Here is a 26,768-nt window from a genome sequence, read left to right as displayed (position 1 = left end):
CGGTAACCCTCCTCGCGGGTCTGCGGGGAGAGGTTGCACAAATTTTGTTCGTAAGGTCTACTAACAAACATGTCCGTTTCGGATGAACAGCGTCCCGCCTCGCCGGTGGAGTACCTCGGCGTGAACACGCATGCCTTCGGCCCGGGGCGCCACCTGCGGTCCCGCTCGAAAGTGCTTCCGGAGCACGCGCGCGGACACAATCGCGCCCTGGTCCTGCAGACGCTGTACCACGCGGGAGCCATGAGCCGCGCTGACCTGTCCCGCGAGACGGGGCTGACCCGGGTGACCATCTCCGACCTGGTCGCCGAGTTCATCGCAGACGGCATCGTCATCGAGATGGGCGTCCGCGAGGCCGTCGGTCCCGGCAAGCCGCCGATCCTCATCGACATCGACCGCGTCGGTCACCAGATCCTCGGTCTCGATCTCTCCGGCCCCAGCGCCTTCACCGGTGCCGTCCTGAGCCTCGACGGCGACGTGCTCGAACGTCGTGAGGTGCCGCGCCCGGAGTCGCCCGACGGCGAAGCCGCCTATGCCGCGCTGCGCGAGCTCGCGCAGACGCTCATCGCCGCCTCCACCCAGCCGTTGCTGGGCGTCGGGATCGGCACGCCCGGTGTGGTGCGGCCGGACGGGGTCGTGCTGAGCTCACCGAACCTCGGATGGACGAACTTCCCGCTCGAAGCCAAGCTCGGGGTCGATCTCGACCTTCCCGTGCTCGCCAGGAACGACGCCAACGCCGCCGTGTTGGCCGAGTACACCTTCGGCGAAGCCAAAGCCGACTTCATGCTCATCAAGATCGGACGCGGCGTCGGTGCCGGTCTCATCACCGGAAGCCAGCCGCTGCTCGGGAGCCGCTTCGCCGCGGGGGAGATCGGACACGTCGTCGTCGGCACCGACGGCGGACCGCGATGCGCCTGCGGCAAGGACGGCTGCCTCGAGGCCTGGCTGAGCGTCAGCCGCCTGGGTGCCGCGATCGCTGCCGACCCCGACTCCCGCGACGACATCCTCCGTGATGCCGGAACCCGCATGGCGATCGCCATCGCCCCCATCGTCGCCGCGCTGGACCTCTCCGAGGTCGTCCTGTCCGGACCGGCCGACCTGCTCGACGGCATCCTGATCGACGCCGCCATCGAGACGCTCCACGCACGGACCCTCGAGGGCGTGTTCGAAGACGTCATCGTGCGCCTGACGCACCAGGACGACATCGTCCTGCGCGGTGCTGCGGTGATGGTGCTCTCCGGACAGCTGGGAGTGTCGTGACGTCCGCCTGCACCGACGCCGACACCACGGGGAGCCGCATCCGATGAAGGGTGCAGGAGCCGCCGACCGAGCCGGTCGGCAGATTCGAGTGGGCCTGGACGTCGGCGGCACCAAGATCGACGCGGTCGCCGTCGACGCCACCGGCGAGATCATCGGTCGCCACCGCCGACCGACCGGATGGGGCGAGGAGGCGGTCGTCGAGAGCATCGTGGCGTCGGTCGCCGCGCTCGCCGACGAGGCCGGCCTTCCGATCTCGCGCATCGGCTCCGTCGGCATCGGCATCCCGGGGCTGGTCGACGCCGAAGCGGGGCGCGTCGTCCACGCGGTCAATCTCGGCGTGGAGTCACTCGATCTCGCGGATCGGGCCGAGCGCGCCCTCGGAGTACCCTTCCGCGTCGAGAACGACGTGAAGGCGGCTGCCCTCGGGGCGGCCGTGCTCAGCGGGGTCACCGGGTCGATGGCATATCTGAATCTCGGTACCGGCGTCGCGGCCGGGATCGTGCTCGACGGACGCATCTGGCGCGGCGCCCGCGGGACGGCCGGTGAGGTCGGGCACATCTCGGTCGATCCGCACGGACGGCTCTGCGGCTGCGGGCAGCGCGGCTGTGTCGAGACCTTCTGCGGTGGGGGAGCACTCGCCAAGGCCTGGGGGCGGCCGGGGGCGCTGCCGATCAGGGACATCTTCGATGCCGCCGACGCCGGCGATCCCCTGGCGTCCGCCCTTCGCGATGATCTCTATCACGGCGCTGCGGCCGCGGTGCGTGTGCTCGTGCTCTCGGCGGATGTCGAGACCGTCATCATCGGGGGCGGGCTCACCGCGCTCGGTGACCGTCTCGAGAACGGTGTCCGCGCGGCGCTGCATGCGGGGGCGGAGGCGTCACCGTTCATGCGGTCGCTCCGCTTGGATGAGAGAATCGAACTGCTCCCCGCGGGATCTCCCGCTGCCGCTTTCGGCGCCGCACTCGTCGGCGCATCCATCACCGAGAAGGAGATCGTCCCGCATGGCTGAGGTCGTCATCGTCGAGAATGCCGAGGCCGCCGGCGCATTGGTCGCCACCGAGATCGTGGAGCTGATCGAGCGTCGTGCCGACGCCGTCCTCGGCCTCGCAACGGGATCGACTCCGCTGCCCGTCTATCAGGCTCTGCGCGCCCAGCTGGCCGGTCGTGATCTCTCGCAGCTGCGAGGCTTCGCCCTGGACGAGTACGTCGGCATCGATCCCGCGCACCCGGAGAGCTACCGGTCGGTCATCTCGCGCGAGGTCGTGGAGCCGCTCGGCCTCGATCCGGAGCGGATCCATGTGCCCAACGGTGCGCTCGCGACGATCCAGCACGCGGGTGACGACTACGAGGCCGCGATCGACGCCGCCGGCGGTGTCGACCTGCAGATCCTCGGGATCGGCACCGACGGGCACATCGGCTTCAACGAGCCGGGTTCCTCGTTCGCCTCGCGCACCCGTGTGAAGACCCTCACCGAGCAGACCCGCGAAGACAACGCCCGTTTCTTCGACTCGATCGACGACGTGCCGATGCACTGCATCACGCAGGGGCTCGGCACCATCCTGAAGGCGCGCCACCTCGTGCTGCTCGCGTTCGGCGAGGGGAAGGCCGACGCCGTCGCCCGCGCGGTCGAAGGGCCGCTCACCGCGCTCCTCCCGGGTTCTGCGATCCAGCTGCACCCGCACGCCACGGTCGTCGTCGACGAGGCCGCGGCGTCTCGCCTCGCCCTGGCCGACTACTACCGCTACACCTTCGCGAACAAGCCGGCCTGGCAGGGCATCTGACGCTGGAGGAGGCGGTCAGTCCGCGAGCGGGGGCCAGGCGATCGGCAGCAGGTGCTCGATGCTCAGGGGCGCCAGCGGAAGTGTCGCGACATCGCTCGGGGTGATCCACCGCAGCTCGGCCAGCTCCGCCTGGACCGTCACGGATCCGGGATCGAGGGAGGCGGCGAAAGCCTCGGCCACGACACGGTGACCCGGCTCGTTCGCGGCCGCGGAGATGAAGGTGCCGAGGGGGCGGAGGTCGGACTCGTCGAGCAGCACCCCCAGTTCCTCGTGCAGCTCGCGGATCAGGGTCTGCGCCGCGGTCTCACCCTGCTCGGGTTTGCCGCCGGGCTGCATGAATCGGGTCGTCCCCTGTTTGCGCACGACCAGGACCCGGCCCTCGTCATCCGCGATCACGGCCGCGCTCACGTGGATGTCAGGCATCGGGGCTGAAGACCTTCCCGGGGTTGAGGATGCCGAGCGGGTCGAACACCGCGGCGATCTGACGCTGCAGCTGCCACTGGTCCTCGCCCAGCTCGTCGGCGAGCCAGCGGCGCTTGAGGACCCCGATGCCGTGCTCACCGGTCAGGGTCCCGCCCAGCCGGATCGCTGCGCGGAACAACTCGTCGGCCGCGGCCCAGACCTCCGGCGGTGCCTCAGGACCGTCGAAGAGGAAGTTCGGGTGCAGGTTTCCGTCGCCGGCGTGCGCCACGGTCGGGATCGTCAGCGCGTACTCCTGCTCGATGCGCGCGATCTCGTCGAACATCGCGGGCATCGCACTGCGCGGCACCGAGACGTCCTCGATGAGTGTGGTGCCGAGCGACGCCATCGCGGCGTGCATGGACCGGCGGATCGCGAGCAGCCGTTCCCCTTCGGCGCGGTCGCGCGAGACGACCGTGACCCCCTCGTGGGCGCGGAGGATCTCGGCGATCGTGGCGGCCTCGGCGACGGCCGCGGGGCCATCGGTCTGGATGGTCAGCTGGGCCGCCCCTGACGTGGGGGCGGCGAGCGAGAGCAACGCGTGCACGGCCGCGAGGCTGGCCGCGTCCATCAGCTCCATGATCGCCGGTTGCACGCCTGCGGCGGTCACCGCGGCGGAGGCCGCCGCAGCGGCGCGGACGCCGGGGAAGGTGGCGGTGATCGTGCAGGTCTCGCCCGGGACGAGCCTGCGCAGTTTCAGCGTCGCTCCGACCACCACGCCCAGAGTGCCCTCGGAGCCCACGACCAGCGCGGTGAGGTCGAGGCCCGTCACGCCCTTGACGCTGCGATGCCCGAGATGCAGCAGCCTGCCGTCGGCGAGGACGAGGTCGACGCCGAGCACGGCATCGCGCACGACACCGTACTTAGCGCACAGCAGTCCGCCCGCGCCGGTGGCGATGTTGCCGCCGACCGTGGAGATGTCGCGGCTCGCGGGGTCGGGCGCCCACCAGAGCCCGTGCCGTGCGAGTTCGGTGTTGAGGTCGGCGTTGAGGATGCCCGGCTCGACGACGGCGAGCAGATCGTCGGGACGCACCTCGTGGATCTTGGTCATGCGCCGCAGGGACAGCACGATCTCGCCGCTGCCGGCGTTCGCCGCGCCGGCGAGGCCGGTCCCGGCACCGCGGACGACGACCGGCGTACGGGTCTCGGTGGCGATGCGCATCGTCTTCTGGACGTCTTCGACGCATTCCGCATGCACGACGGCGAGAGGGCGTCCGGGTGCCGCGTGACCCGATCGATCGGCTCTGGCCTCCTCGAGCGAGGCCTCGTCGGTGTCGATGAGCGCGCCGAGCGACTCGCGCAGAAGCGTCAGAACAGTCACGACAGGGCACTCACGACAGGGCACTCACGACAGCGCGCGCCGACCGCTGAGCACCCCGGACACCACGGCCACGAGCGCGAAAGCCGTGCCGATCAGGGCCTGTCCCATCGACCACCACGCGATGGTCACACCGACGTAGATGAGCAGCTCGACCGCGGCGCGAAGGAACGGGTGCACGCGGAGCACCGCCCGGGGCGAGAGGAACAGCGCCCAGATCACGACCACGATGACGGGTGCCCCGATGCCGACGATGATGTTCCACGGGAGGTCCCAGCTGGCGAAGCCCCACAGCGCGAGCGAGGCCACGGCGACGACCAGGACGACGGCGCGGACGATGTCGAGGACGGAGAAGGCCGGGCGGTCGACACCGGGGACGGGGGCGGAATCCGAGGGCATGGATCCAGTCTATTCGTCGGCGGGAGCGTCCTCGGTCGGGGCCGTGGAGTCATCCGCTGCTCCGGTGCCGGGCGCAGCGGATTCGGGAGCCGTGGACGCGGCAGGCTCGACCGCGGCGGGGTCCGTCTCCTGCGGGGTAGCCTCCGTGGGCTCCTCGTCTGCAGGTGCGTGGTCCACGGGGGTCTCGTCGGCAGGTGTCGTGTCGTCCGTCGGCGTCGTGTCGTTCGTGGACTCGTCGACCGGCGTCTCTTCTGCCGGGGGCTCCTCTGCCGGGGGGTCCTCGGGGTTCGGTTCCTCGGTCGCGGGGTCCTCGGTGTCCGGCTCCTCCGTCGGCGGAATCTCCCAGTCGCCCAGGAACCGGATCCCGATGACGCCGCCCTCAGGAGTGAAGTCCCGCAGCGGCAGGTGGATCAACGCCTGTTGTCCCACGGGGGGCGTGTGGGTGACGGTGACCTTCGTCGCCTCGGGCGCGGCGTTCTGAGCGACGCTCGGCGAGAAGACGAGCGTCCCCTGGCCGAACTCATCGAGGACGATGGTGTCGCCGCCGTCCGGGCTGTCGTCGAGCAGTCCCTCGACGGTCGCGCCCGGCGCACCGAAGATGATCACGGGATACTCCGCGACCTCGGGGTCCGGGGGATCGACGGGAGGCACGGGGTCGACCGGCTCGGGAGGCGCGACCGGAGCCACAGGGGCCACCGGGGTCACCGGGGCGACCGGAGGGGTCTCGACCGGTGGGGCCGCGTCCGCGGCGGGCGTCCTGGTCTCCTCCACAGGAGGGACCGGCGCAGGCGGAGGGGTGACCGGCTCGTCGATCACGACAGGTTCGTCGAGCGTCATCGACTCATCGGGTCCGACGTCCGAGGTGATCGACGACGGGTCGGTGTCGCCGGCACTGGGCAGCGACGTCTCCGGGTTCGCTCCGGCGAGTCCGGGGAGGATCGTCGCCGCAGCGACGACGCCGGCCACGACCAGAGCCGCGGATCCCGCTCCCACGAGTGCGCCGATCCCGGTGAAGACTCCGCCGGAGGCACCCGCGCCACCGGCACCGCCACCTGCGGCGCCGCCCGAACCTGCGCCGCCGCCGGAACCCGCGCCCGCGCCGGACGCGGCCGTGCCTGCGGCGACGGCCCCGGCTCCTCCGTCGCCGCCGAAGACGGCACCGGGAATGCTGGACGGCATGGCCGCGAGAGCGACGATCGGGGCGCCTGCGCCTTGCAGGGTCGCGAGGTAGCCCGAGGCGCCGGCGACACCCAGCACGAGAGGAAGCAGAACGAGGGCGAGACGCTGCGAGACATCCTTGGCCTCGGCAGCGACGATCATGCAGCGCGCGCAGTCGTCGAGATGCAGTTCGAGTCGCTTGTGGTCGCGCGTGCTGAGGTTGCCCCGCGAGTAGGCGCCCAGATGCTCGATGGTCCACTGGCATTCGGAGCCGTCTTCGGCGCTGCGCAGATGCGCCTGGATCCACGCTTCGCGGAGACCCTCACGTGCACGGAATGCCAGTTGCGACACGGCACCGGACTTCATCCCGAGGAGGTGACCGACCTCCTGCGGCTTCATCTGCTCGATCTCGGTGTACCACAGCACTTCCTGCCAGCGGGTGGGAAGACTGCGGAACGCCTGCGCGGTGAGGCTCCGGTCGAGCGCCTCGTTCGCCGCCTGGTCGGTGGTCTCGGGGTCGGCGACGGTGTCGAGTTCGTCGATCGCGGTCTCGCGACGGGCGCGTCCCCAGCCTGCCGCGGTGTTGCGGATGCTCGTGAACAGGTAGGCGCGGAACGACCCGTTCGGTCCGCCGCCCTTGATGATCGCCTGGTAGATGCGTGTGTACGCCTCCTGCACCAGGTCATCCGGGTCGATCGATGACGTGATGGATCGGGCGACCGTGATTCCCGAGGGGTAGTGGCGTCGCCAGAGTTCGCCGAAGGCCCCCGTGTCGCCCGAACGGGCGCGGAGGATCAGGTCGGCATCACCGATCAGTTCGTCGTGACTCGAGTTCTCTTCGTGCACAATCATCCATCTGTCGCTGGGCGCGGTTGCGCCTCTACAGGGTGAGACGCGTGGAGGCGCCGCTCATCACGCGACTTTTCCAGTCTCTCGCGAATCTCCCAGGGAAGCCACTCTTTCCCACGAAGTACGCAGACTTCCGGGGGCGCGCGTCGGCGGATCCGGTCCGCGTCCGAGCAGGGAAACGCTGTTTCTCGAAGAATTTCGCGAAGTCGCGTAATGAATCCGTGGTGCGACCGTCTCATCGTTAGGACAGCCGAATCGGACTCCGGGGGCGGAGTCCAGGCGCCGGTGCGAGCGGTATTCGCTTCGGTAGGGCGGTCGGGGCCTCGGGGGAGGTACCCCGCCCGTCCGTCTCAGGAGGGGGAGCGAGGCCGCCGTTCGGGGGAACGGCGGCCTCCCGCCCGCACCGGGTGAGCGACGGAAGGAACTTCTCGAAGATTTTTCACGAAGTCGCGTAATGAATCGATGAGACCGTCGTCTCATCACAGAGAGACAGCCACGAAGAACTCCTCCGGGGGGCGGGGTTCAGGCACTGGTGCGAGGGGTGAATGCGCCGGTGGGCCGGTCGGGAGCCTCGGGGGAGGAGTTCCCGGCCGCCCGTCTCTGCAGGGGACGGGGCCGCCGATCTGGGGAACGGCGGCCCCCCGCCCTGTGCACGTACGACCGGAGAGCGCAGAGCTGTGCGTCGCGCGCGACGCAGGACCTAGGCGAGTCGGGGTCCTGACCAGACGCGTGCGACGCGCAGTTCCGCATCGAGCAGCACGACATCGCCGAGCATGCCGGGGCGCAGGCCACCGAGCACAGCGCCGCGTCCGATCGCCCGGGCCGGGGTCTCGGTGAGCGCCCGCACGGCCTCTTCGAGGGTCACGCCGGCAGCGACCGCGCGCTGCAGTGCGACGTCCTGGGTGAGCGTCGAGCCGGCGATCGAGCCGGTGTCATCCGCCCTGGCCACGCCGTTCTTCACCGTGACGCTGACCGCGCCGAGGTCGTAGTGGCCGTCGGCGCTTCCCGCCGCGGCCATCGCATCGGTGACGAGCGCGACCCGACCGGGTGCCGCGTCGAACACGAGCTTGACGACGTGCGGATCGAGGTGCACGTCGTCGGCGATCGCCTCGAGCACGACCCGGTGATCCGCCGCAGCGGCCAGCACCGGGCCCGGCGCACGATGGTGGATGCCCGGCATCGCGTTGAAGGCGTGGGTGAGGATCGAAGCACCGGCCTCGAAAGCGGCGACAGCCGTCGCGGCATCCGCGTCGGTGTGACCCACTGCGGCCGCCGAGCCTGCGGCCACGATCTGCCTGATCGCGTCGAGCGCGCCGGGGAGCTCCGGTGCGATCGTCACCTGGCGGACCGTGCCTCGCCCGGCATCCAGCAGTCGTGCGACGTCCGCGGCGACCGGATGGCGCAGCAGCGACGGCTCATGAGCGCCGTGATGGCCGGGGTCGAGGAACGGGCCCTCGAGGTGGGAGCCGAGGATGTCGGCGTCCGTCTCGGTCAGGTCGGCGATCAGGGCGACGTTCCGTGCGAGCGAATCCACCGATGCGGTCACCAGGGAAACGACGGCGCGCGTGGTGCCGTGGGCGCGATGCAGGTCGCGACCGATGCGGATGGCGTCGACGCCGTCGTCGAACGACGCTCCGGCTCCGCCGTGCCCGTGGATGTCCACGAAGCCGGGGGTGAGCAGGGCGCCCGCTCCGGCGACGGACGTGGCATCGACGACTGCATCCGCCGATGTCCAGTCCGAACCGGTGCCGCGGGCTGCGACGGTGCCCTCCTCGATCCGGACCCAGGCGTCTTCGGTGATCGCGCCGCCGTCGACGATGCGTGCCGAATGGATGACCAGCGAGCCGGTCGCGGAGGAGTGGGTGCTCAACGTTCGCTCCAGGGGATTTCTTCTGCGGGGTGGAAGTCGACCCCCTCAGCTTTCCACAGCGGCGCGAGCGCCCCGACCCGGACGCGGAAGGACTCCCAGGTGCGTTCCGGGCCTCCCTGCGGCGACCAGGCCACTTCGGCCTGCGCTGCCGCCCGGGGGAAGACCAGCTGTTCGACCTCGGCGAGGGTCCGGGTGGTCTCGGACCAGAGCGGAGCCTCCACGCCGAGGATCGCGGCGTCCGGCACGTCGAGGACGGAGGTCGGTTCCCACTCATACGCGGAGCGGACGTCGATGATGGCCGCCCAGGTGAGGCCGAGGGGGAAGTCCTCGGAGTACTTCATGTCGAGGTAGGTGACGTTCGCCGCCGACATGATCAGCGTGCCGCCGCGCTCGACGAAGTGGGCGGCCTCCTCGGCGTGCGTGCCCTCGGGGGTGGTCTTGCCCCAGTACTGGCCGACGGTGCCCTCGGCGATGTCTGCGGCCGAGCCCATCTCGTGCCAGGCGACCGGCGTCTTGCCGGCCTCGACGACGATCGCGGTGGCGCGCTCGGCGAACAGGTCGAAGTCGGCCTGCGGGGTGCCGAGCGATTCGTCGCCTCCCACGTGGATGTACGGTCCCGGGGTCATCTCGGCGAGCTCGCGGACGACGTCGCGCACGAACGCGTAGGTGCGCTCGTCGTGGATGCGGACGCTCGAGTGACCGACGCCCCAGCCGAGGTACGTCTCGCCGGCGACGGGCAGCGGCTGGCCGAGGCGAGCGGAGTCCGCGATCAGGTTGTCGTTCAGCACGGGTGCCTCGACGAGCTCGGGGTAGGCGACGCCGATCGCGTGGGTGTGGCCGGGCAGATCGATCTCGGGGATCACGATCATGTGACGCGAGGCGGCGTAGGCCACGATCTCGCGGTAGTCGTCCTTCGTGTAGAAGCCACCCGGGTCTCCGTTCGCGGAGGTGCCGGCCGCCCGCTCGGTGAGCAACGGCCAGGAGTCGATGTGCACGCGCCATCCCTGGTCGTCGGTCAGGTGCAGGTGCAGGTGGTTGAACTTCAGGGCGCTGGTGCTGTCGATGAACTTCTTCACGTCGTCGACGCCGAAGAAGTGCCGAGCCACATCGAGCATGACACCTCGTCGGGCGAAGCGAGGGGAGTCGGCGACGTCGGCACCGAGCAGCGCCCAGCCGGAGTCCTCCTGGCGCAGCAGCTGCAGCAGCGTCTGGACGCCGTAGAAGAGCCCGGCCTCGTCGGCACCGACGAGGATCGCCCGCTCTCCGATCTCGAGCGTGTAGCCCTCGGGTGCGGAGGAGGCGGGGTCGACGAGGAGCTCGATCTCGGCGTCGGCCTCATCGACGAGGGCGAGGCGGATTCCGGTGCGGCGTTCGATCGCGTCGACCAGCTGTGCGGCGGCCGCGGAGGAGCCGAGCACGCGCGTCGTCGCGGTGAGCGGCATCCGTTCCTCCCGCGCGACGGCGGACACGGGCGCAGGGACGAGCGGAAGAGGATGAGGAAGGACCATGAACAAAACCTACCGGTCGTCGTGGCAGGAGGGAATGGGGGAATCGAAACGATTCTGCGCCGTCGTCGTCGCGACCGCGTGCGACGGCTCCGGCATCGGCTATGCTCGTAACCGTCGCGACTGGCGTCTGGGTGGACTACCACCGGGGAGCGACTGACCACGGAATTCGACCGCGCGCCTGGGCCGATAGGAACACCCCTTTCGAATCCGTTGTCAAAGGAGCACGTCATCATGACCGACCGTTACTTCAACGCCCCGCTCGCCGAAGTCGATCCGGAGATCGCTCAGGTCCTCGACCGTGAGCTGAAGCGTCAGCAGACCTTCCTCGAGATGATCGCCTCCGAGAACTTCGTTCCCGTCTCGGTGCTGCAGTCGCAGGGCTCGGTGCTCACGAACAAGTACGCCGAGGGCTACCCCGGGCGTCGGTACTACGGCGGCTGTGAAGAGGTCGACGTCGCTGAGTCCCTCGCGATCGAGCGGGCGAAGAGCCTGTTCGGTGCCGAGTTCGCGAACGTGCAGCCGCACTCCGGCGCCTCCGCCAACGCCGCGGTCCTCCATGCCATCGCCCGCCCCGGCGACACCCTGCTCGGCCTCTCCCTCGACCAGGGTGGTCACCTGACGCACGGCATGAAGATCAACTTCTCGGGTCGTCTGTACGACATCGTCGCCTACGGTGTCGACCCCGAGACCTCGACGATCGACATGGCGGAGGTGCGCCGTCTCGCGATCGAGCACCGACCCAAGGTCATCATCGCCGGCTGGTCGGCCTACCCGCGCACGATGGACTTCGCGGCGTTCCGCGAGATCGCCGACGAGGTCGGGGCTCTGCTCTGGGTCGACATGGCGCACTTCGCGGGTCTGGTGGCCGCGGGCCTGCACCCGAACCCGGTGCCCCACGCCCACGTCGTCTCGTCGACCGTGCACAAGACGATCGGCGGGCCGCGCTCGGGCTTCATCCTCACCAACGACGCCGACATCGCCAAGAAGATCAACTCCGCCGTGTTCCCGGGCCAGCAGGGCGGGCCGCTCATGCACGTGATCGCCGCCAAGGCGACCGCGTTCAAGCTCGCAGGCACGCCCGAGTTCAAGGAGCGCCAGGAGCGCGTGCTGCGCGGTGCCGCGCTCATCGCCGAGCGTCTGTCGAAGCAGGACCTGAAGGATGCCGGCATCGCCGTGCGCTCGGGCGGCACCGATGTGCACCTGGTGCTGGTCGACCTGCGTGATGCCGAGATCGACGGCAAGCAGGCAGAAGACCTCCTGCACGAGATCCACATCACCGTGAACCGCAACGCGGTCCCGAACGACCCGCGCCCGCCGATGGTCACCTCGGGTCTGCGCATCGGCACGCCCGCACTCGCGACCCGCGGTTTCGGGGACGCCGAGTTCACCGAGGTCGCCGACATCATCGCGCTCGCACTGCTCCCCGGTGCGGACGTGGAGTCGCTGCGTGCTCGCGTCGACGCCCTGGCCGCCGCGTTCCCGCTCTACCCGGACCTGCAGCAGTGACCGCGAAGATCCTGGACGGGAAGGCCGCATCGGCCGCGATCCGTGCGGAGCTCACCGAGCGGGTAGCCGCGCTGAAGGCGAAGGGGATCACCCCGGGCATCGCGACGGTGCTCGTCGGCGCCGACCCCGCCTCGCAGCTCTACGTGGGCATGAAGCACCGGCAGTCCGAGAGCATCGGGATGAACTCGATCCAGCGCGAGCTCCCGGCGGACGCCACGCAGGCCGAGGTCGAGGCGCTGATCGACGAGCTCAACGCCGATCCCGCGTGCCACGGGTACATCGTGCAGCTGCCTCTTCCGAAGCACCTCGACACGGACGCCATCCTCGAGCGGATCGACCCGGCGAAGGACGCCGACGGCCTGCACCCGACCAACCTCGGCCGCCTGGTGCTCAACGTCAACGGTCCGATCCACACGCCGTTGCCCTGCACACCGCGCGGCGTGATCGAGCTGCTGCTGCGCAACGACTACGACCTCAGGGGCAAGCACGTGGTCGTGGTCGGCCGCGGTGTCACGATCGGCCGTTCGATCGGGCTCCTGCTCACCCGTCGCGACCTGAACGCCACGGTCACGCTGACCCACACGGGCACGGTCGACATGCCTCGCTACCTGCGGGAGGCCGACGTCATCGTCGCGGCCGCGGGCGTCAAGCACCTCATCCGTCCCGAAGACGTCAAGCCGGGGGCAGCAGTGCTCGACGTCGGTGTGACCCGGGAGACCGACCCGGAGACCGGCAAGAACCTGGTGTTCGGCGATGTGGCGCCCGGCGTCGCGGACGTCGCCGGGTACCTTTCCCCGAACCCGGGTGGCGTCGGCCCGATGACCGTCGCCCTGCTCATGACGAACGTCGTGGAGGCCGCAGAGCGGCTCGCCTGATCGCTTCCGGAGGGGTGCCCGCGTGGCGCATCCCTCCGGACGACGGTCAGCCGAGTTCGTCGAGCATCCGACGCTGTTCGGGGGTCAGGCCGTCGCGGAGCTCTTCGCGTGCAGCCGCCGTCTCCGGCGACTCCGACGCCGCGGTGTTCGTGGCGGGGGCGGGCTTCGACCGGCTGCCGCCCCTCACCTTCGCCTGCACGGAGTCATAGATCTCTGCGGTCTTGGCCCGCATCCTGTCATCGATCCGGTCGTAGATCACCCAGCCGAGGAGCAGAGCGACCGGCGGGAGCACGAAGCCCCAGAACCCCGAGGCGCGGACGCCGCTCAGCCACACCGTGAGCACCCAGATGATGAGCTCGACGACGTACACGAGCACGTACTGCACGACCTTCTCGCCGGCCTTCGTGCGCTCGGAGGCGGACTTCGCCGCCGACTTGCGGAACGCACCTGCCAGCAGGGGTTTCACGAAGAGAGCGGCGAGGGTCAGGACGACCGAAGCCCACAGGGCGTTCAGGCCCACCGAGACACCGGGCAGCAGCACGCCGATCAGCAGCAGCACGGCGACGTTGAACACCGCGAGCGCGACGAATCGCACGATTCCGTTCTTCATGCGACCAGAATCCCACATCCGCCTTCGCGGACTCACCCCTGTGCGGTGAGCGTGCTCTCGATGCCGCTGATGCGGGCCTGCTCGTCGAAGCGGAACGTCGCCGTCCCCGAGGCATCCGTGACGATCGCGCCCGAGAAGGACTCGTCGGTCCAGGTGAGGGTCCAGCCTGCGAGCCGCGCGAGGTCCCACACCGCCGTGCGGGCGTCGGAGAGATCCATTCCCGAGAGCACGCGGGGCAGCGCGACGACGGCCACCGCGACGGTGAGCGGCGCGAGCGGAGCGTCGAGCAGGAACACCGCCCGGGTGCCGTTGCCGACGGGGGCCGAGTAGTACGGCGAGCGTCCGGTGAGCTCGACCGCGGCGCCGCCGACCGTGTGCGCGGCCTGCGCGATCCACTCGTCGTCGCCCGAGGCTTCGGCGGGGAACGGCACCTCCGGCGTGGTCAGTTCGGTGATGCCGTGCGCGGTGCCGTAGGTGTGCAGCTGCGTCGCGATGCCCTGCGGGTCTCCACTGGGATGAGCCCAGGCCCAGAGCAGCGAGCGCGGCCCCGGTGCGATCGTGGCGATCAGGTGCGCGCGTGTGACGAGCTGGCGCGACGGGTCGTCGTTCGCGGTGAAGGTGAGCGTTCCCTGCGCCATGTCCGCGTCCCAGCGGTGCTCGCCGAGGGCATCGGCGGCGGCGGAGAGGGCGTCCTGGCGGAGCGCGACGAACAGAGCGGCACGGTCGGCGAGGGGCTGGAGCGCGGCGTAGGTCATGCCGACAGTCTCCCCGGAGATGCTATGAATCCGCTAGTTCGGCCGGGGTCTTCGTGACCGCTTCCGGTCGACCCATCCGCCAGACACTCGGCACCATCAGGGTGACCAGTGCGATCGACGCGTAGACGACGCCCGAGGTCACGAGCACGGTCGCAGGATCCGCATGCGTGATCAGCCAGCCGTAGATCAGCGTGCCGATCGGCATCACGACGAAGCTGCCGAGCATGTCGTAGCTCGCGACCCGGGAGAGTTTCTCGCCGGGGATGTTCTCCATCATCGCGAGGTTCCATCCGGTGCTGAAGACCTCGGCGCCGGCACCCGCGATGAAGGCGGCCATCGCGAGGAGGACCACGGCGGGATGGACGCCCAGTATCGTCACCGGGATCGCGAACGCGGCGATGCCGATCATGCCGTAGCGCAGCGGTCTCCGCAGCGGGAACCACATCAGCAGCAGTGTCATCAGCAGCACGCCGGTACCCTCGGCGCTGAGCACCCATCCCCACCCCGTGATCCCGAGGAGGTCGTTGTTCTTCGCGATGTAGGGGCCGACCACGCCCCAGGCGCCGATGTGGATCGCGTTCATGACCATGAAGGCCAGCACGACCGTCCACAACCAGGAGCGGCTCCAGAACTCCCGCCACCCGATCCGCAGGTCATGGAACATCGTGGTGCCGCCGGCGTGCGAGGGCGGCGGCAGCTTCACGAGTGCGAGCACCGGGATCGCGACGGCCCAGCCCGCGGCCTGGACCACCATCGCCCAGGCGGGGCCGGCCATGGCCACGAGGATCCCGGCCAGGACCGGACCGCCGATCGTGACGGCGGAACGGACGAACGACAGCATCGCGTTGGCCTGTTGCAGATGCTCGGGGGTCGTGAGCTGCGGGATGATGCCCTGCATCGCGGGGAGCACGAAGGCGGTCGAAGCACCGTTGACGATCGAGAGCAGCACGAGCAGCGGAATCGTCGCATTGCCGGTGAACAGGAGGGCCGCGATCGCGCCGATGGACAGGATGTCCACCACGTAGCAGGCCTGGATGATCAGAGCGCGCGGCAGACGGTCGGCGATGACGCCGCCGAACAGCACGAACACGATGTTGCTGACGGTGAACGCGGTGAGGACGAAGGACAGCGAACGCGCGTCGTTGTCGATCTCCAGCACGGCGAACGCGAGTGCGATCGACGACATCGAGCCGGTGATCATGGTGATCGCGCGTGCCAGGAAGAACCAGCGGAAGTTCCGGTCCTGCATCGCGGCGAGGCCGCGGATCATCTCCTGGACTCGCTCGTGCGCATCCGATCATCTTGCCACGGCGGGCACCTTCGAATCGCGCACATGCTCCCCTCCAGGCCACCGAGGCAGCCGGTTGCGCGATTCGAGGGGTCAGTAGCTGGCGCGTGCGCTCCCGTCCGCGCGGATGAAGCGTGCGGCGAGGGCCTCGGAGGCACGGGCGAGCAGTGCGACGTCCGCGCCGACCGCCACGAAGTCGGCACCGGCGGCGAGGTAGGCGTCTGCCGTGGCGGGGTCGAAGGCGTTGACACCCACCGGTTTCCCGGCGGCCGTGACGGCATCGAACACGGTCTTGACCGCGGCCGTGACGTCGGGATGGGTCTGCTGGCCGAGCAGGCCCATCGAGGCCGAGAGATCGGACGGACCGACGAACACCGCATCGACACCGTCGACCGCGGCGATCTCGGCAGCGGCTTCGACCCCGGCGGTCGTCTCGATCTGGACCGTGAGGGAAGTGTGCTGCGCGGACTCCTGAAGGTAGTCGTCGACGCGGTTCCACCGGGCACTGCGTGCGAGCGCACTGCCCACCCCGCGGACGCCGGCCGGGGGATAGCGGGTGGCGGCGACCGCGGCGCGTGCCTCCGGGGCGGATGACACCATCGGGACGATCAGGTTCTGCGCCCCGAGATCGAGGACCTGTTTGATCGCGACGGTGTCGTTGGAGGGGACGCGCACGACCGGGGTGATCGGGTACGCGGCGACCGCCTGGAGCTGCAGGAGCACCGTGTCGAGGGTGTTCGCCGAGTGCTCCATGTCAATCAGCAGCCAGTCGAGTCCTGAGCCTGCGGCGACCTCGGCGAGGAGCGGGCTGCCCGAGCAGACCCACATCCCCACGGACGGACGATCGGTGGCGGCGAGCTGCTCTCGGAACGACGGATCTAGACGAAGCGACATGCGACAGTTCCCATCGGTCCGTAGTCGCACAGCACGTCATCGCCGCGCGACACCCACATCGGGCGCGTGAACGATCCTGCCAGGATGATCTCGCCCGCCTCGAGACGCGCGCCGTGCTGATGGAACTTGTTGGCGAGCCACGCCACTCCGGTGGCCGGGTGGCCGAGCACTCCGGCGGCGACCCCCGTCTCCTCGATCTCGCCGTTGCGGGAGAGGACCCCCGGCACCCATCGCAGATCGATCTCGTCCGGACGACGGTGGACCGTTCCGAGAACCATCGCGCCGTAGGCGGCGTTGTCGCTGATCGTGTCGACGATCGTGCGCCCCTCGAGCTCGATGTGGGAGTTCAGCACCTCGAGTGCCGGGACGGCGTAGTCGATCGCCTCCAGGGCATCCTCGAGGGTGCAGTCCGGCCCCTCGAGCGGCTTCTTCAGCACGAACGCCAGCTCGACCTCGATGCGCACGTTCGAGAAATGGTCGACCGGGATCTCTGCGCCCGACTCGTGGACGGTGTCGTCGAACATCACCCCGTAGTCCGGCTCGGTGATACCCGTCGCCTGCTGCATCGCCTTCGACGTCAGACCGATCTTGCGCCCGACGAGGCGGCGCCCCGCGGCGATCTGGGTGTCGCGCCAGACGCCCTGGATCGCGTACGAATCCTCGACCGTGGCCTCCGGGTATCGCGCCGTGATCCGCGGGATCACCGCGTGCGTGCGATCGGCTTCCGCGAGTTCTGCGGCGATCTGCGCGATCGTCTCCTCTGACAGCATCCGTGCCTCCTAGAGCTGGTGGCCCAGCTTGTACTCGCCCTGCTTGTACTCGGGCATCGACTTCTCGCCTTCGTCGGCACGCGTGTACGAGAAGCCGTCGGCGCCGATGGTCACCGCCATCTCGCTGGAGTCGGTTCGCGCGGTCACAGGCTGCGGGTTGCCGTCGAGGTCGAGCACGAGGGAGGCGTCGGTGTACCAGGAGGGCACGACCGGGGTGCCCCACCAGTCGCGGCGCTGGTTGTCGTGCACATCCCACGTCACGACCGGGTTGTCGGGGTCGCCCGTGTAGTAGTCCTGCGTGTAGATCTCGACGCGGTGGCCGTCGGGGTCGCGCAGGTACAGGTAGAACGCGTTCGAGACGCCGTGACGACCCGGGCCTCGCTCGATCGCGTCCGACCGGCGCAGAGCACCGAGCTTGTCGCAGATCGCGAGGATGTTGTGCTTCTCGTGCGTGGCGAAGGCCACATGGTGCATGCGCGGACCGTCGCCTCCGGTGGTCGCGGTGTCGTGGACGGTCGGCTTGCGGCGCAGCCAGGCGGCGTAGACGGTGCCTTCGTCGTCCTGGATGTCCTCGGTGACCCGGAAGCCCAGGTCCTGGTAGTGCCGCACCGCGCGCGGCACATCAGGGGTGACCTGGTTGAAGTGATCCAGACGCACGAGCTCACCGGGGGTGTGCAGGTCGTAGCGCCACGACAGACGCTCGACGTGGTCCGTCGCGTAGAAGAACTCGTAGGGGAAGCCGAGCGGGTCGACGACACGCACGGAGTCGCCGATGCCCTTGACGAAGCCGTTCTCGTCGCGGCGGACGTCGCAGCCCAGTTCGGTGTAGAACTCGACGGCGCGGTCGAGGTCTTCGGGCGTGCGCACCCGGTAGGAGAACGCGGCCACGGCGGCGATCGGCCCCTGACGCAGGATCAGGTTGTGGTGGATGAACTCCTCGGTCGAGCGCAGGTAGATCGCCTGCTCGTCCTCCTCGGTCACGTACAGGCCGAGGATGTCGACGTAGAACTGTCGCGAGGCGGCCAGGTCGGTGACCACGATCTCCATGTACGCGCACCGCAGGATGTCCGGTGGCGTGCTCTTCGGGGTCGTGACAGGGTTGTCCGATTGGATCGGTGCCTCCTGGCTCACGTAGTAGCCCGAGGAGGTCAGGGTCTTTGCGGTCTTGTCGGTCATGTCAGCGTCCTTGCTTTGGGGGTTCCGGTCGCGATATGTCAGCGTTCTGAGCCGAATAGGGTGACATATCGCGACCGGAGCGTGGGGAGAGGGTCAGTTCTTGCCGAAGGTCGGGTTGTGCGAGTGGGCCGCGAGCGTGATGTGCACGCTCTGCTGGTCGGTGTAGAAGTCGATCGAGCGGTAGCCGCCCTCATGGCCGAGACCCGAGGCCTTCACACCGCCGAACGGGGTGCGGAGGTCGCGCACGTTGTTGCTGTTCAGCCAGACCATGCCGGCCTCGACGGACTGCGCGAAGTTGTGTGCGCGCTTGAGGTCGTTGGTCCAGATGTAGGCGGCGAGCCCGTACTTCGTGTTGTTCGCGAGCGACAGCGCCTCCTCGTCGGAGTCGAACGGCGTGATCGCGACGACCGGCCCGAAGATCTCCTCCTGGAAGATGCGGGCGTCGGGGGACACGTCGGCGAACACGGTGGGGGCGACGAAGTTGCCCTCCTCGAAGCCTTCCGGACGACCGCCACCGGCGACCAGGCGCCCCTCCGTCTTGCCGATCTCGACGTAGCTCATCACCTTGTCGTAGTGCTCGGGGTGGACGAGCGCGCCGACCTCGGTGGCCGGATCGTGGGGGTAGCCGACCTTCACGCGCTTCGCCTGCGCCGCGTAGCGCTCCACGAACTCCTCGTAGATCGAGCGCTCGACGAGGATGCGGGATCCTGCCGTGCAGCGCTCGCCGTTGAGGGAGAACACGCCGAAGATCGTGGCGTCGACGGCGGCTTCCAGGTCGGCGTCGGCGAAGACCACAGCCGGCGACTTTCCACCGAGCTCCATCGACAGGCCCTTGAGGAACGGGGCCGCGTTGCCGAAGATGATCTGTCCGGTGCGGCTCTCGCCCGTGAAGGAGATGAGAGGCACGTCGGGGTGCTTGACCAGCGCGTCGCCCGCGTCTTCGCCCAGGCCGTTCACGAGGTTGAAGACGCCCTGCGGAAGACCGGCCTCCTCGAAGATGCCCGCCCACAGCGAGGCGGACAGCGGGGTGAACTCGGCGGGCTTGAGCACGACCGTGTTGCCGGTCGCGAGCGCGGGGCCGAGCTTCCACGACTCGAGCATGAAGGGCGTGTTCCAGGGTGTGATGAGGCCCGCGACGCCGATCGGCTTGCGGTTGACGTAGTTCATCTGGCGGCCGGGAACCTTGAACGCATCGTCCGACTGCGCCACGATGAGGTCTGCGAAGAAGCGGAAGTTCTCGGCGGCGCGACGGGCCTGACCCAGAGCCTGAGTGATCGGGAGGCCGGAGTCGTAGGACTCGAGCTCGGCCAGGCGGGCGTCGCGCGACTCGACGATGTCCGCGATCCGGTGCAGCACGCGCGACCGCTCGCGGGGGAGCATCCGCGGCCAGGGGCCCTCGTCGAATGCACGCCTCGCGGCGGCGACCGCGAGGTCGATGTCGGCCTTCTTCCCGGCGGCGGCGGTCGTGTAGGCCTGGTTGGTGACCGGGTCGAGGACATCGAACGTGTCGCCGTCGACGGAGTCGACGAACGCGCCGTCGATGTAGTGCTGGATGTGGTCGGGAAGGTCGGCGGGGATGCGCGAATCAGTCATGACGGTTCTCCTGTGGCGTGAGCGGTACGGGTGTGCAGCGCATCGAGGAACGCGTCCCTCGTGCGCCAACGGTGGTTGCGGGCGGCGAGCTCGATCTCGAGCGGGTCGGCCCCTTCGCGGATGAGTTCGAGGATCTGCGTGTGCTCGTCGACCGAGTGGTGGGCGCGCCCCGGGACGTACGCGAACGTGGTGTCGCGGATGCCGGAGAGCCGGGCCCAGCCGCGATGGACGAGGTCGAGCAGATGCGGGTTCGGGCACGGGGCGAACAGCACGGAGTGGAACTGACGGTTCAACTCCGTGAAGCTGTGTGCGTCGAAGTGGTCGAGCAGTCGCGTCATGCGCTCGTTCACCTCCGCGGCCTCGGCGAGGGCGTCGGCGTCGAGCAGCGGAGCGGAGAGCGCGGTGGCGGCGCCTTCGACGAGCCCCAGGGTCTGCATGGTGTGCGCGTACTCGCTCTCGTCCACGAGCGTCACCCGCGCGCCGACGTTGCGTTCGAACGTGACGAGACCTTCGGCTTCGAGACGGCGGATCGCTTCCCGGACCGGGACCACGCTCATGTCGAGCTCCTCGGCGATCGCGCCGAGCACCAGGCGGTATCCCGGGCCGAAGACGTGTGCAGCGATGCGGGAGCGGATCCAGGTGTACGCCTGCTCCGACTTGCTGGTGCTGGCGACCGTGGTCATCGCTGACCCCGGTCGGACGTGGCGGCCTCGTAGCGGGCGCGCCACTCCGCGTTGAGGGGGAACAGTCCGTCGACCGGATGCCCGGCGGCGACCTGCTCGGCGATCCAGGCGTCCTCGATCTCCTGGGCGACCGCATCGGCGGCCACCTCTTCCGCCAGTCCGGGAGGGATGACGATCACGCCGTCGCTGTCGCCGACGATGATGTCGCCGGGCTGCACGGTCGCCCCGCCGCAGGAGATCGTGACATCCACGTCCCACGGCACGTGTTTGCGTCCGAGGACCGACGGGTGCGCGCCCTGGGAGAACACCGGCAGACCGATCTCGGCCACGGCATCGAAGTCGCGGACCCCGCCATCGGTGACCACACCGGCCGCCCCGCGGGTCTTCGCCCGGAGCGCGAGGATGTCGCCGAGGGTGCCCGTGGTGGCGTCGCCCCGTGCCTCGATGACGATGACCTCATCTTCGTCGACCGCGTCGAAGGCGCGCTTCTGGGCGTTGTACCCGCCGCCGTGGGCCGTGAAGAGATCTTCGCGGAACGGCACGAACCGCAGCGTCTTCGCGGTGCCGACGATCTTGCGACCCGGGATGTTGACCGACACCCCGTCGATGAAGCAGGAGTGGTGGCCACGCTTGCGGAGCTGCGCCGAGAGCCCGGCGGTCGGGGCTTCGAGGAGCAGCGTCCGCAGCTCGGGCGAGAGCGTGGGAGCCTTCTCGACAGGGGGGAGGCCGGCTTCCTCGCGTGACCCCCAGGCCTCGGTGCGCTGCAGATCGTCCACGGCGGGGAGTGAACCGAGGTCGCCGTCGAACGGGACATCGCCCTGCGTCACGGTGGTGATGAGTCGGCCCGAGGTCGGGGCGCCGGAAGCGGTCGGGGCGTCCACCTCGACCTCGACGACGTCGCCGGGGACGATGACGGAGGAGCCGGCGGGGGTGCCGGTGAGGATCACGTCGCCGGGTTCGAGCGTGAAGTGCTGGGAGAGGTCGGCCACGAGCTGCGCGAGGGGGAAGATGAGGCCCGCCGTGGTGTCGTCCTGGCGGAGTTCGCCGTTGACCCAGGTGCGCACGCGGAGGGCTTCGGGGTCGACCGAGCGGGCGTCGATGACGTCCGGGCCGAGCGGTGTGTAGCCGTCGCCGCCCTTGGAGCGGACGTTCGAGCCCTTGTCGTTCGCGCGGAGGTCGTACAGGCCGAGGTCGTTCGATGCGGTGACCCCGCTGACGTGCGACCAGGCCTCGGCGAGCGGGACCCGACGCGCCGCCGTGCCGATCACGAGGGCGATCTCCCCTTCGAAGGCGAGCAGCTCGGTGCCGGCAGGGCGTTCGACCGTGCCTCCCGAGGCGGCGACGGAACTCGCCGGCTTGAAGAAGTAGGAGGGGGAGGCGGGGCGCCTGCCGCGCTGATCAGCACGGGACGCGTAGCTCAGATGGATCGCGATGATCTTGCCGGGGCGGCTGATGGTCTCCGTCACGGGGCGCCTCCTCGCGCTCGTCTGCGACGCCTTGTGCGTCGTATTCGAAATCATATATCATCGGTTCACCCCTCGGCAAGCATTTGGATCCGTTCCGCTGCGCGCCGTGACAATGCGGTCACAAACCAGAAGGAGACACCCCATGAGCGGGCAGTCACAGGATGGGTTCACGCCCACCGGAACCATCGCGACATCGGCCGATCGGCGCCGCGTCGTCTTCGCAACCGTCGTCGGAACCACCGTCGAGTGGTACGACTTCTTCATCTACGCCACAGCGGTCGGACTCGTGTTCGGGCAGCTGTTCTTCGAGCCCTTGGGTGCGAACAGTGCGCTGGTCGCCTTCGCGACGGTCGGCGTCAGCTTCCTCTTCCGCCCGCTCGGCGCCTTCCTCGCGGGGCACTACGGCGACAAGCTCGGGCGCAAGGCCGTGCTCATGTGGACGCTCATCCTGATGGGCGCCGCGACCGCGCTCATCGGAATCCTGCCCACGTACGAGACGATCGGGATCACGGCGCCGATCCTGCTGGTGCTGCTCCGCATTATCCAGGGCATCTCCGCCGGTGGTGAGTGGGGCGGCGCGGTGCTGATGGCCGTCGAGCACGCTCCGCGCAAGAAGCGCGGCATCTTCGGCGCGTCGCCGCAGATCGGTGTTCCCCTCGGCCTGCTCCTCGCCTCGGGCGTGATGGCGCTGATGACCGTGATCGCTCCGGGCGAGCAGTTCATGGCCTGGGGCTGGCGGGTGCCGTTCCTGCTCAGCGTGGTGCTGATCCTCGTCGGCTACTACGTGCGTCGCAAGGTCGAGGAGAGCCCGGTCTTCACCGAACTCGCCGCGCGCAAGGAGAAGGCGCAGATGCCGATCGCGCAGCTGTTCCGCAAGCACCTGCTGCTCGTCATCATCGCGGCGCTGGTGTTCGCCGGCAACAACGCCGTCGGCTACATGACCACCGGCGGATACATCCAGGGCTACGCGACCAACCCCGAGGGGTCGATCGGCCTCGAGCGTGGACCGGTCCTCTGGGCTGTCGCGGGTTCTGCCGTCACCTGGCTGCTCACGACCCTTCTCGCCGGATGGCTGTCCGACCGCATCGGCCGTCGTACGACGTACGTCATCGGATGGGTGTTGCAGCTGATCGGTGTGTTCACCCTGTTCCCGCTCGTGAACACCGGCGAGATCGGTCTGCTGTTCGCCGGTCTCGCGATCCTGACCATCGGTCTCGGCTTCACCTACGGCCCGCAGGCGGCGCTGTACGCCGAACTGTTCCCTGCGAGCATCCGCTTCTCGGGGGTGTCGATCTCCTACGCGATCGGCGCGATCGCCGGAGGGGCGTTCGCACCGACGATCGCCACGGCCATTGTGAGCGCGACGGGCTCGACGGACGCCGTCACGTGGTACCTCGCCGGGATGACGGTTCTCGGACTGATCGCCACGCTGCTGCTGCGCGATCGCTCCGGCATTCCGCTCGGACCGGACCACGAGGCGGAGCAGTCCGTCAGCCCGATCCACGGACTCGCGAAGGCCTGACCCGCTCCGGTCTCGCTCTTCGCCCCGTTGCGGGATCGAAAACGCGCGTCTACTCACCCGTAGGCGCGCGTTTTTGATCCCGCACGCGCTGTTGTGGCCGGGTCAGCCGGCGAGGGAGTCGCGGATGGCCTCGGCCGAACGCTGGAGGCGCGCGGCGATCGCGGCATCATCGAGCGCGGTCGCCACGTGCACGACGGCGATCGCGGCCGGGCGCTGACCCCGGAGCGCGAGCGGTACCGCCACCGACTGCACGGTGGGGATGACCTCGTCGTGGCTGGTCGCGAAGCCGCGGTCCTTCGTCGTCTCGACGTCTGCGGGGAGGGAGGAGGGGGCGCCCGCCGGCCACTCGGCAGGCGGGAGCTGCGCCAGGATGGCCTTGCCCGGTGCGCCGACGGTGACGGGATGCCGGGCGCCGGGGCGCTGCGCGACACTGGCGACCGCATGGCGGGGCTCGACACTCGCCAGCGTGATGCACTCCCCGCCGTCGAGCACGGCGAGGAAGCAGGTCATGCCCAGCTCGTTGGCGATCGCGGTGAGCTCGGGGAGTGCTTCGGCCTGGAGGTCATGGGCGACACCGGCCGCGAGCGCCGCCATCCGGGCGCCGAGACCCACGGCCCCCGCGGCATCGCGCGTCACCAGGCGGTGGTCTTCGAGTGTGCGCACCAGGCGGTAGGCGATCGAGCGGTGCACCCCGAGGCAGGCGGAGATCTCGTCGATCGTGAGCGCCCCGCGCGCGTCGGCCAGGACTTCGAGGATGCGGATGCCGCGGCTCAGGGTCTGCGAGGCGGGGGAGGTCTTCGTGTTCTCGGGCATGCGGGTGCTCCCTTGCGATGTGCGGCGCCGCGGACTACGCTGTGTTCAATAGTAGAACAGCATGTTCGAATATAGAACACAGCGTTCGACGAAAGCAAGACCCGCAGGCAAGACCGACGAAGAAGTCCGGAAGGAATCGACGACGATGCAGTTCCACCACCACGGCTATGTCTCCGCTGACCCGCGCGTGCAGGATGCCGCCGGAATCGGTGCAGACCGGCCCGCCGACATCCCGGACGAGATCGACGTGCTCATCGTCGGCTCCGGACCCGCAGGCATGCTGCTCGCCGCTCAGATGTCGCAGTACCCCGGCATCTCCACCCGGATCATCGAGAAGCGCGGCGGACGTCTCCCGCTCGGTCAGGCGGACGGCATCCAGCCACGCAGCGTCGAGACGTTCCAGGCGTTCGGATTTGCCGAGCGGATCATCGCCGAGGCGTACAACATCGGCTGGATGAACTTCTGGGGCCCGAATCCTGACAAGCGCGACGAGATCGTCCGCACCTCCCGCACGTCCGACTACGCCTACGACATCTGCGAGTTCCCGCACCTGATCGTCAACCAGGCGCGCGTCCTCGACTACTTCGCCGAGTCCGCTGCGCACGGCCCCGGCAGGATCGTCCCCGACTACGGCGTGGAGTTCACGGGCCTCACCGTCCACGACGACGGCGCGTACCCGGTCGAGGTGGGGATCCGCTACGTCGCGGGGGAGCGCGTCGGCGAGGAGCGGACCATCCGTGCCCGGTTCGTCGTCGGCTGCGACGGCGCGCGCAGCGGTGTGCGACAGGCGATCGGGCGGACGCACGTGGGAGCGTCCTCGGCGCACGCATGGGGCGTGATGGACGTCCTCGTCAACACCGACTTCCCGGACTGGCGCACCAAGTGCGCGATCAACTCCGAAGCGGGCAACATCCTCCACATCCCGCGTGAGGGCGGGTACCTCTCGCGCATGTACATCGATCTGGGTGAAGTCGCCGACGACGATGACCACCGGGTGCGGCAGACGCCCATCGAGGAGATCATCCGCCGGGCCAACGAGATCCTGCACCCGTACACGCTCGACGTACGCGAGGTCGCCTGGCACAGCGTGTACGAGGTCGGTCACCGGGTCACCGACGGCTTCGACGACGTGATCGACGAATCGGGACGCACCCCGCGGGTGTTCCTGACCGGCGACGCCTGCCACACCCACAGCGCCAAGGCCGGCCAGGGAATGAACGTCTCGATGCAGGACGGCTTCAACCTCGGCTGGAAGCTCGGCTCGGTACTCACGGGGCGCGCCCCCGAGACGCTGCTGGCGACGTACGGTGCGGAACGGCGACCGGTGGCACAGCAGCTCATCGACTTCGATCGGGAGTGGTCGACGCTGATGGCGCGCAAGCCGGAGGAGATCTCCGACCCCAACGAGCTGGCGACCTACTACCTCGCCACCGCCGAGTTCCCCTCCGGGTTCATGACGCAGTACACCTCGTCCATGATCACCGGAACAGACGCCCATCAGGCGCTCGCGACCGGCTATCCGCTCGGCAAGCGCTTCAAGTCGGCCGAGGTCGTGCGGGTCGGCGACGGCAACGTCATCCACCTGGGGCATCACGCGAAGGCCGACGGACGCTGGCGTGTCTATGCGTTCGGCGACCGGACCGGTGACGCGCTCGCCGCCTGGGCGGAGAAGGCCGAGCCGCTGTTCGCCCGCTTCACCCCGGCCGATGCCGACGTGGATGCACTCTTCGACGTCAAGGCGGTCTACCAGCAGCCGTTCGAAGAGGTGGAAGTGACTTCGGCTCCCGCGCTGTTCCAGCCGAAGACCGGCCCCCTCGGGCTCACCGACTGGGAGAAGGTCTACGCGGCGGGCCCCAGCAAGTGGTGCGAGACCGACATCTTCGCGGCGCGTGAACTGTCGCGCGACGGAGTGGTGGTCGTCGTACGACCCGACCAGTACGTCGCGGCGATCTTCCCGCTCGATGACACGGCTGCGTTGGCGGGCTTCCTCGACGGCGCGTTCCTTCCCGCGGAGTGAGGCACCGAGCCCTGCGCTCCGTTTCCCTCTCTGCCTCCCTCTCCGCCTCCCTCTCTGCCTCCAGCGGCAGGCTCCAGCGGCAGGGCGGGCCGGTCCTCCTGAAGGAGAACACACGAAAAGAAGGAGCGTTCAGGCCATCTGCTCCTTCATGCCGTGAGTTCTCCTTCATGTCGTGAGTTCTCTTTCATGCCGGGGGAGCGC

Annotated in this window: 23 protein-coding genes and 1 riboswitch; of the genes, 7 read left to right on the top strand and 16 right to left on the bottom strand. The window is 69.2% G+C overall.

Features of this window, described 5'->3' with window-relative positions; translation table 11 throughout:
- Nucleotides 1-69: 69 nt before the first annotated feature.
- Genes E0W80_RS10860 through nagB form a run of 3 tightly spaced genes read left to right on the top strand, consistent with a single transcriptional unit; the run spans nucleotide 70 to nucleotide 3,038 of the window.
- Nucleotides 70-1,257, top strand: a complete 1,188-nt coding sequence (locus E0W80_RS10860; RefSeq protein ID WP_131492472.1) for an ROK family transcriptional regulator — start codon at nucleotides 70-72, stop codon at nucleotides 1,255-1,257.
- 43 nt (nucleotides 1,258-1,300) lie between these two features.
- Nucleotides 1,301-2,266, top strand: a complete 966-nt coding sequence (locus E0W80_RS10855) for an ROK family protein (RefSeq protein WP_205802334.1) — start codon at nucleotides 1,301-1,303, stop codon at nucleotides 2,264-2,266.
- Nucleotides 2,259-3,038 (top strand): glucosamine-6-phosphate deaminase, encoded by a 780-nt coding sequence (gene nagB, locus E0W80_RS10850; protein ID WP_047519835.1) that lies wholly within the window; start codon nucleotides 2,259-2,261, stop codon nucleotides 3,036-3,038. The genes E0W80_RS10855 and nagB overlap by 8 nt, the downstream gene beginning before the upstream one ends.
- A 15-nt stretch (nucleotides 3,039-3,053) precedes the next feature.
- Here the strand turns inward: nagB and E0W80_RS10845 are convergent, their stop codons facing one another.
- From E0W80_RS10845 to E0W80_RS10820, 6 genes are all read right to left on the bottom strand, one after another.
- Nucleotides 3,054-3,461: an NUDIX domain-containing protein gene (locus tag E0W80_RS10845; protein WP_047519834.1), complete on the bottom strand. Its 408-nt coding sequence runs from the start codon at nucleotides 3,459-3,461 to the stop codon at nucleotides 3,054-3,056.
- A complete protein-coding gene (locus E0W80_RS10840) occupies nucleotides 3,454-4,818 on the bottom strand; it encodes an FAD-linked oxidase C-terminal domain-containing protein (RefSeq protein WP_131492470.1) in 1,365 nt (454 codons plus the stop codon). Before E0W80_RS10840 ends, E0W80_RS10845 begins: the two co-directional genes overlap by 8 nt.
- Nucleotides 4,819-4,842: 24 nt before the next feature.
- Nucleotides 4,843-5,214 carry a YrdB family protein gene (locus E0W80_RS10835; protein ID WP_131492468.1) on the bottom strand — a complete coding sequence of 124 codons (372 nt, stop codon included), beginning with the start codon at nucleotides 5,212-5,214 and terminating at the stop codon, nucleotides 4,843-4,845.
- A 9-nt stretch (nucleotides 5,215-5,223) separates the two neighbouring features.
- Nucleotides 5,224-7,218: a sigma-70 family RNA polymerase sigma factor gene (locus E0W80_RS19500; RefSeq protein ID WP_205802333.1), complete on the bottom strand. Its 1,995-nt coding sequence runs from the start codon at nucleotides 7,216-7,218 to the stop codon at nucleotides 5,224-5,226.
- 703 nt (nucleotides 7,219-7,921) lie between these two features.
- Nucleotides 7,922-9,091 (bottom strand): amidohydrolase family protein, encoded by a 1,170-nt coding sequence (locus tag E0W80_RS10825; protein WP_131492465.1) that lies wholly within the window; start codon nucleotides 9,089-9,091, stop codon nucleotides 7,922-7,924.
- Nucleotides 9,088-10,599, bottom strand: coding sequence for a family 20 glycosylhydrolase (locus E0W80_RS10820; protein ID WP_131492463.1), 1,512 nt, complete (start codon nucleotides 10,597-10,599; stop codon nucleotides 9,088-9,090). Before E0W80_RS10820 ends, E0W80_RS10825 begins: the two co-directional genes overlap by 4 nt.
- Nucleotides 10,600-10,705: 106 nt before the next feature.
- Nucleotides 10,706-10,790: riboswitch (ZMP/ZTP riboswitch) on the top strand.
- A 40-nt stretch (nucleotides 10,791-10,830) separates the two neighbouring features.
- On the opposite strand from E0W80_RS10820, the gene glyA reads away from it, so the two are divergent.
- A complete protein-coding gene (glyA, locus tag E0W80_RS10815) occupies nucleotides 10,831-12,105 on the top strand; it encodes a serine hydroxymethyltransferase (RefSeq protein WP_131492461.1) in 1,275 nt (424 codons plus the stop codon).
- Entirely contained in the window at nucleotides 12,102-12,980 is an 879-nt protein-coding gene (locus E0W80_RS10810) for a bifunctional methylenetetrahydrofolate dehydrogenase/methenyltetrahydrofolate cyclohydrolase (protein ID WP_131492459.1), read from the top strand. Before glyA ends, E0W80_RS10810 begins: the two co-directional genes overlap by 4 nt.
- A 46-nt stretch (nucleotides 12,981-13,026) precedes the next feature.
- Here E0W80_RS10810 and E0W80_RS10805 read toward each other — a convergent pair whose 3' ends face one another.
- The 9 genes from E0W80_RS10805 to E0W80_RS10765 all read right to left on the bottom strand — a co-directional run bounded on the left by E0W80_RS10805 (nucleotide 13,027) and on the right by E0W80_RS10765 (nucleotide 22,269).
- The gene (locus tag E0W80_RS10805) at nucleotides 13,027-13,590 is read right to left on the bottom strand and encodes a phage holin family protein (protein WP_131492457.1); all 564 of its coding nucleotides are present in this window, start codon (nucleotides 13,588-13,590) and stop codon (nucleotides 13,027-13,029) included.
- Nucleotides 13,591-13,622: 32 nt separating this feature from the next.
- Nucleotides 13,623-14,345: a DUF6882 domain-containing protein gene (locus E0W80_RS10800; RefSeq protein ID WP_047522678.1), complete on the bottom strand. Its 723-nt coding sequence runs from the start codon at nucleotides 14,343-14,345 to the stop codon at nucleotides 13,623-13,625.
- A gap of 22 nt (nucleotides 14,346-14,367) precedes the next feature.
- Nucleotides 14,368-15,615, bottom strand: coding sequence for an MFS transporter (locus E0W80_RS10795; protein WP_131492455.1), 1,248 nt, complete (start codon nucleotides 15,613-15,615; stop codon nucleotides 14,368-14,370).
- 111 nt (nucleotides 15,616-15,726) lie between these two features.
- On the bottom strand, nucleotides 15,727-16,527 hold the full coding sequence (locus E0W80_RS10790; protein ID WP_131492453.1) for an HpcH/HpaI aldolase/citrate lyase family protein: 801 nt from the start codon (nucleotides 16,525-16,527) through the stop codon (nucleotides 15,727-15,729).
- Nucleotides 16,512-17,297: a fumarylacetoacetate hydrolase family protein gene (locus E0W80_RS10785; protein WP_047522684.1), complete on the bottom strand. Its 786-nt coding sequence runs from the start codon at nucleotides 17,295-17,297 to the stop codon at nucleotides 16,512-16,514. The genes E0W80_RS10790 and E0W80_RS10785 overlap by 16 nt, the downstream gene beginning before the upstream one ends.
- Nucleotides 17,298-17,306: 9 nt before the next feature.
- Nucleotides 17,307-18,473 (bottom strand): 3,4-dihydroxyphenylacetate 2,3-dioxygenase, encoded by a 1,167-nt coding sequence (hpaD, locus tag E0W80_RS10780; protein ID WP_131492451.1) that lies wholly within the window; start codon nucleotides 18,471-18,473, stop codon nucleotides 17,307-17,309.
- A gap of 93 nt (nucleotides 18,474-18,566) precedes the next feature.
- Nucleotides 18,567-20,066, bottom strand: coding sequence for a 5-carboxymethyl-2-hydroxymuconate semialdehyde dehydrogenase (hpaE, locus tag E0W80_RS10775; RefSeq protein ID WP_131492449.1), 1,500 nt, complete (start codon nucleotides 20,064-20,066; stop codon nucleotides 18,567-18,569).
- Nucleotides 20,063-20,749: a GntR family transcriptional regulator gene (locus tag E0W80_RS10770; protein WP_131492447.1), complete on the bottom strand. Its 687-nt coding sequence runs from the start codon at nucleotides 20,747-20,749 to the stop codon at nucleotides 20,063-20,065. Before E0W80_RS10770 ends, hpaE begins: the two co-directional genes overlap by 4 nt.
- On the bottom strand, nucleotides 20,746-22,269 hold the full coding sequence (locus E0W80_RS10765; protein ID WP_131492445.1) for a fumarylacetoacetate hydrolase family protein: 1,524 nt from the start codon (nucleotides 22,267-22,269) through the stop codon (nucleotides 20,746-20,748). Before E0W80_RS10765 ends, E0W80_RS10770 begins: the two co-directional genes overlap by 4 nt.
- Nucleotides 22,270-22,357: 88 nt before the next feature.
- On the opposite strand from E0W80_RS10765, the gene E0W80_RS10760 reads away from it, so the two are divergent.
- Complete coding sequence (locus E0W80_RS10760) at nucleotides 22,358-23,737, top strand: MFS transporter (RefSeq protein WP_131492443.1); 1,380 nt, start codon at nucleotides 22,358-22,360, stop codon at nucleotides 23,735-23,737.
- A gap of 102 nt (nucleotides 23,738-23,839) precedes the next feature.
- Here the strand turns inward: E0W80_RS10760 and E0W80_RS10755 are convergent, their stop codons facing one another.
- On the bottom strand, nucleotides 23,840-24,550 hold the full coding sequence (locus E0W80_RS10755; protein WP_131492442.1) for a helix-turn-helix domain-containing protein: 711 nt from the start codon (nucleotides 24,548-24,550) through the stop codon (nucleotides 23,840-23,842).
- Between the two features lie 145 nt (nucleotides 24,551-24,695).
- Between E0W80_RS10755 and E0W80_RS10750 the strand changes: the two genes are divergently transcribed.
- On the top strand, nucleotides 24,696-26,567 hold the full coding sequence (locus tag E0W80_RS10750; protein ID WP_131492441.1) for an FAD-dependent monooxygenase: 1,872 nt from the start codon (nucleotides 24,696-24,698) through the stop codon (nucleotides 26,565-26,567).
- The last annotated feature ends 201 nt before the right edge of the window (nucleotides 26,568-26,768 follow it).

This window comes from Microbacterium sp. PI-1, assembly GCF_004337555.1.
In the GTDB taxonomy this organism is placed as follows: Bacteria; Actinomycetota; Actinomycetes; order Actinomycetales; family Microbacteriaceae; genus Microbacterium; species Microbacterium aurugineum.
The sequence above is the reverse complement of the archived record's forward strand: the minus strand, read 5'-3'. Positions and strand labels throughout refer to the sequence as shown.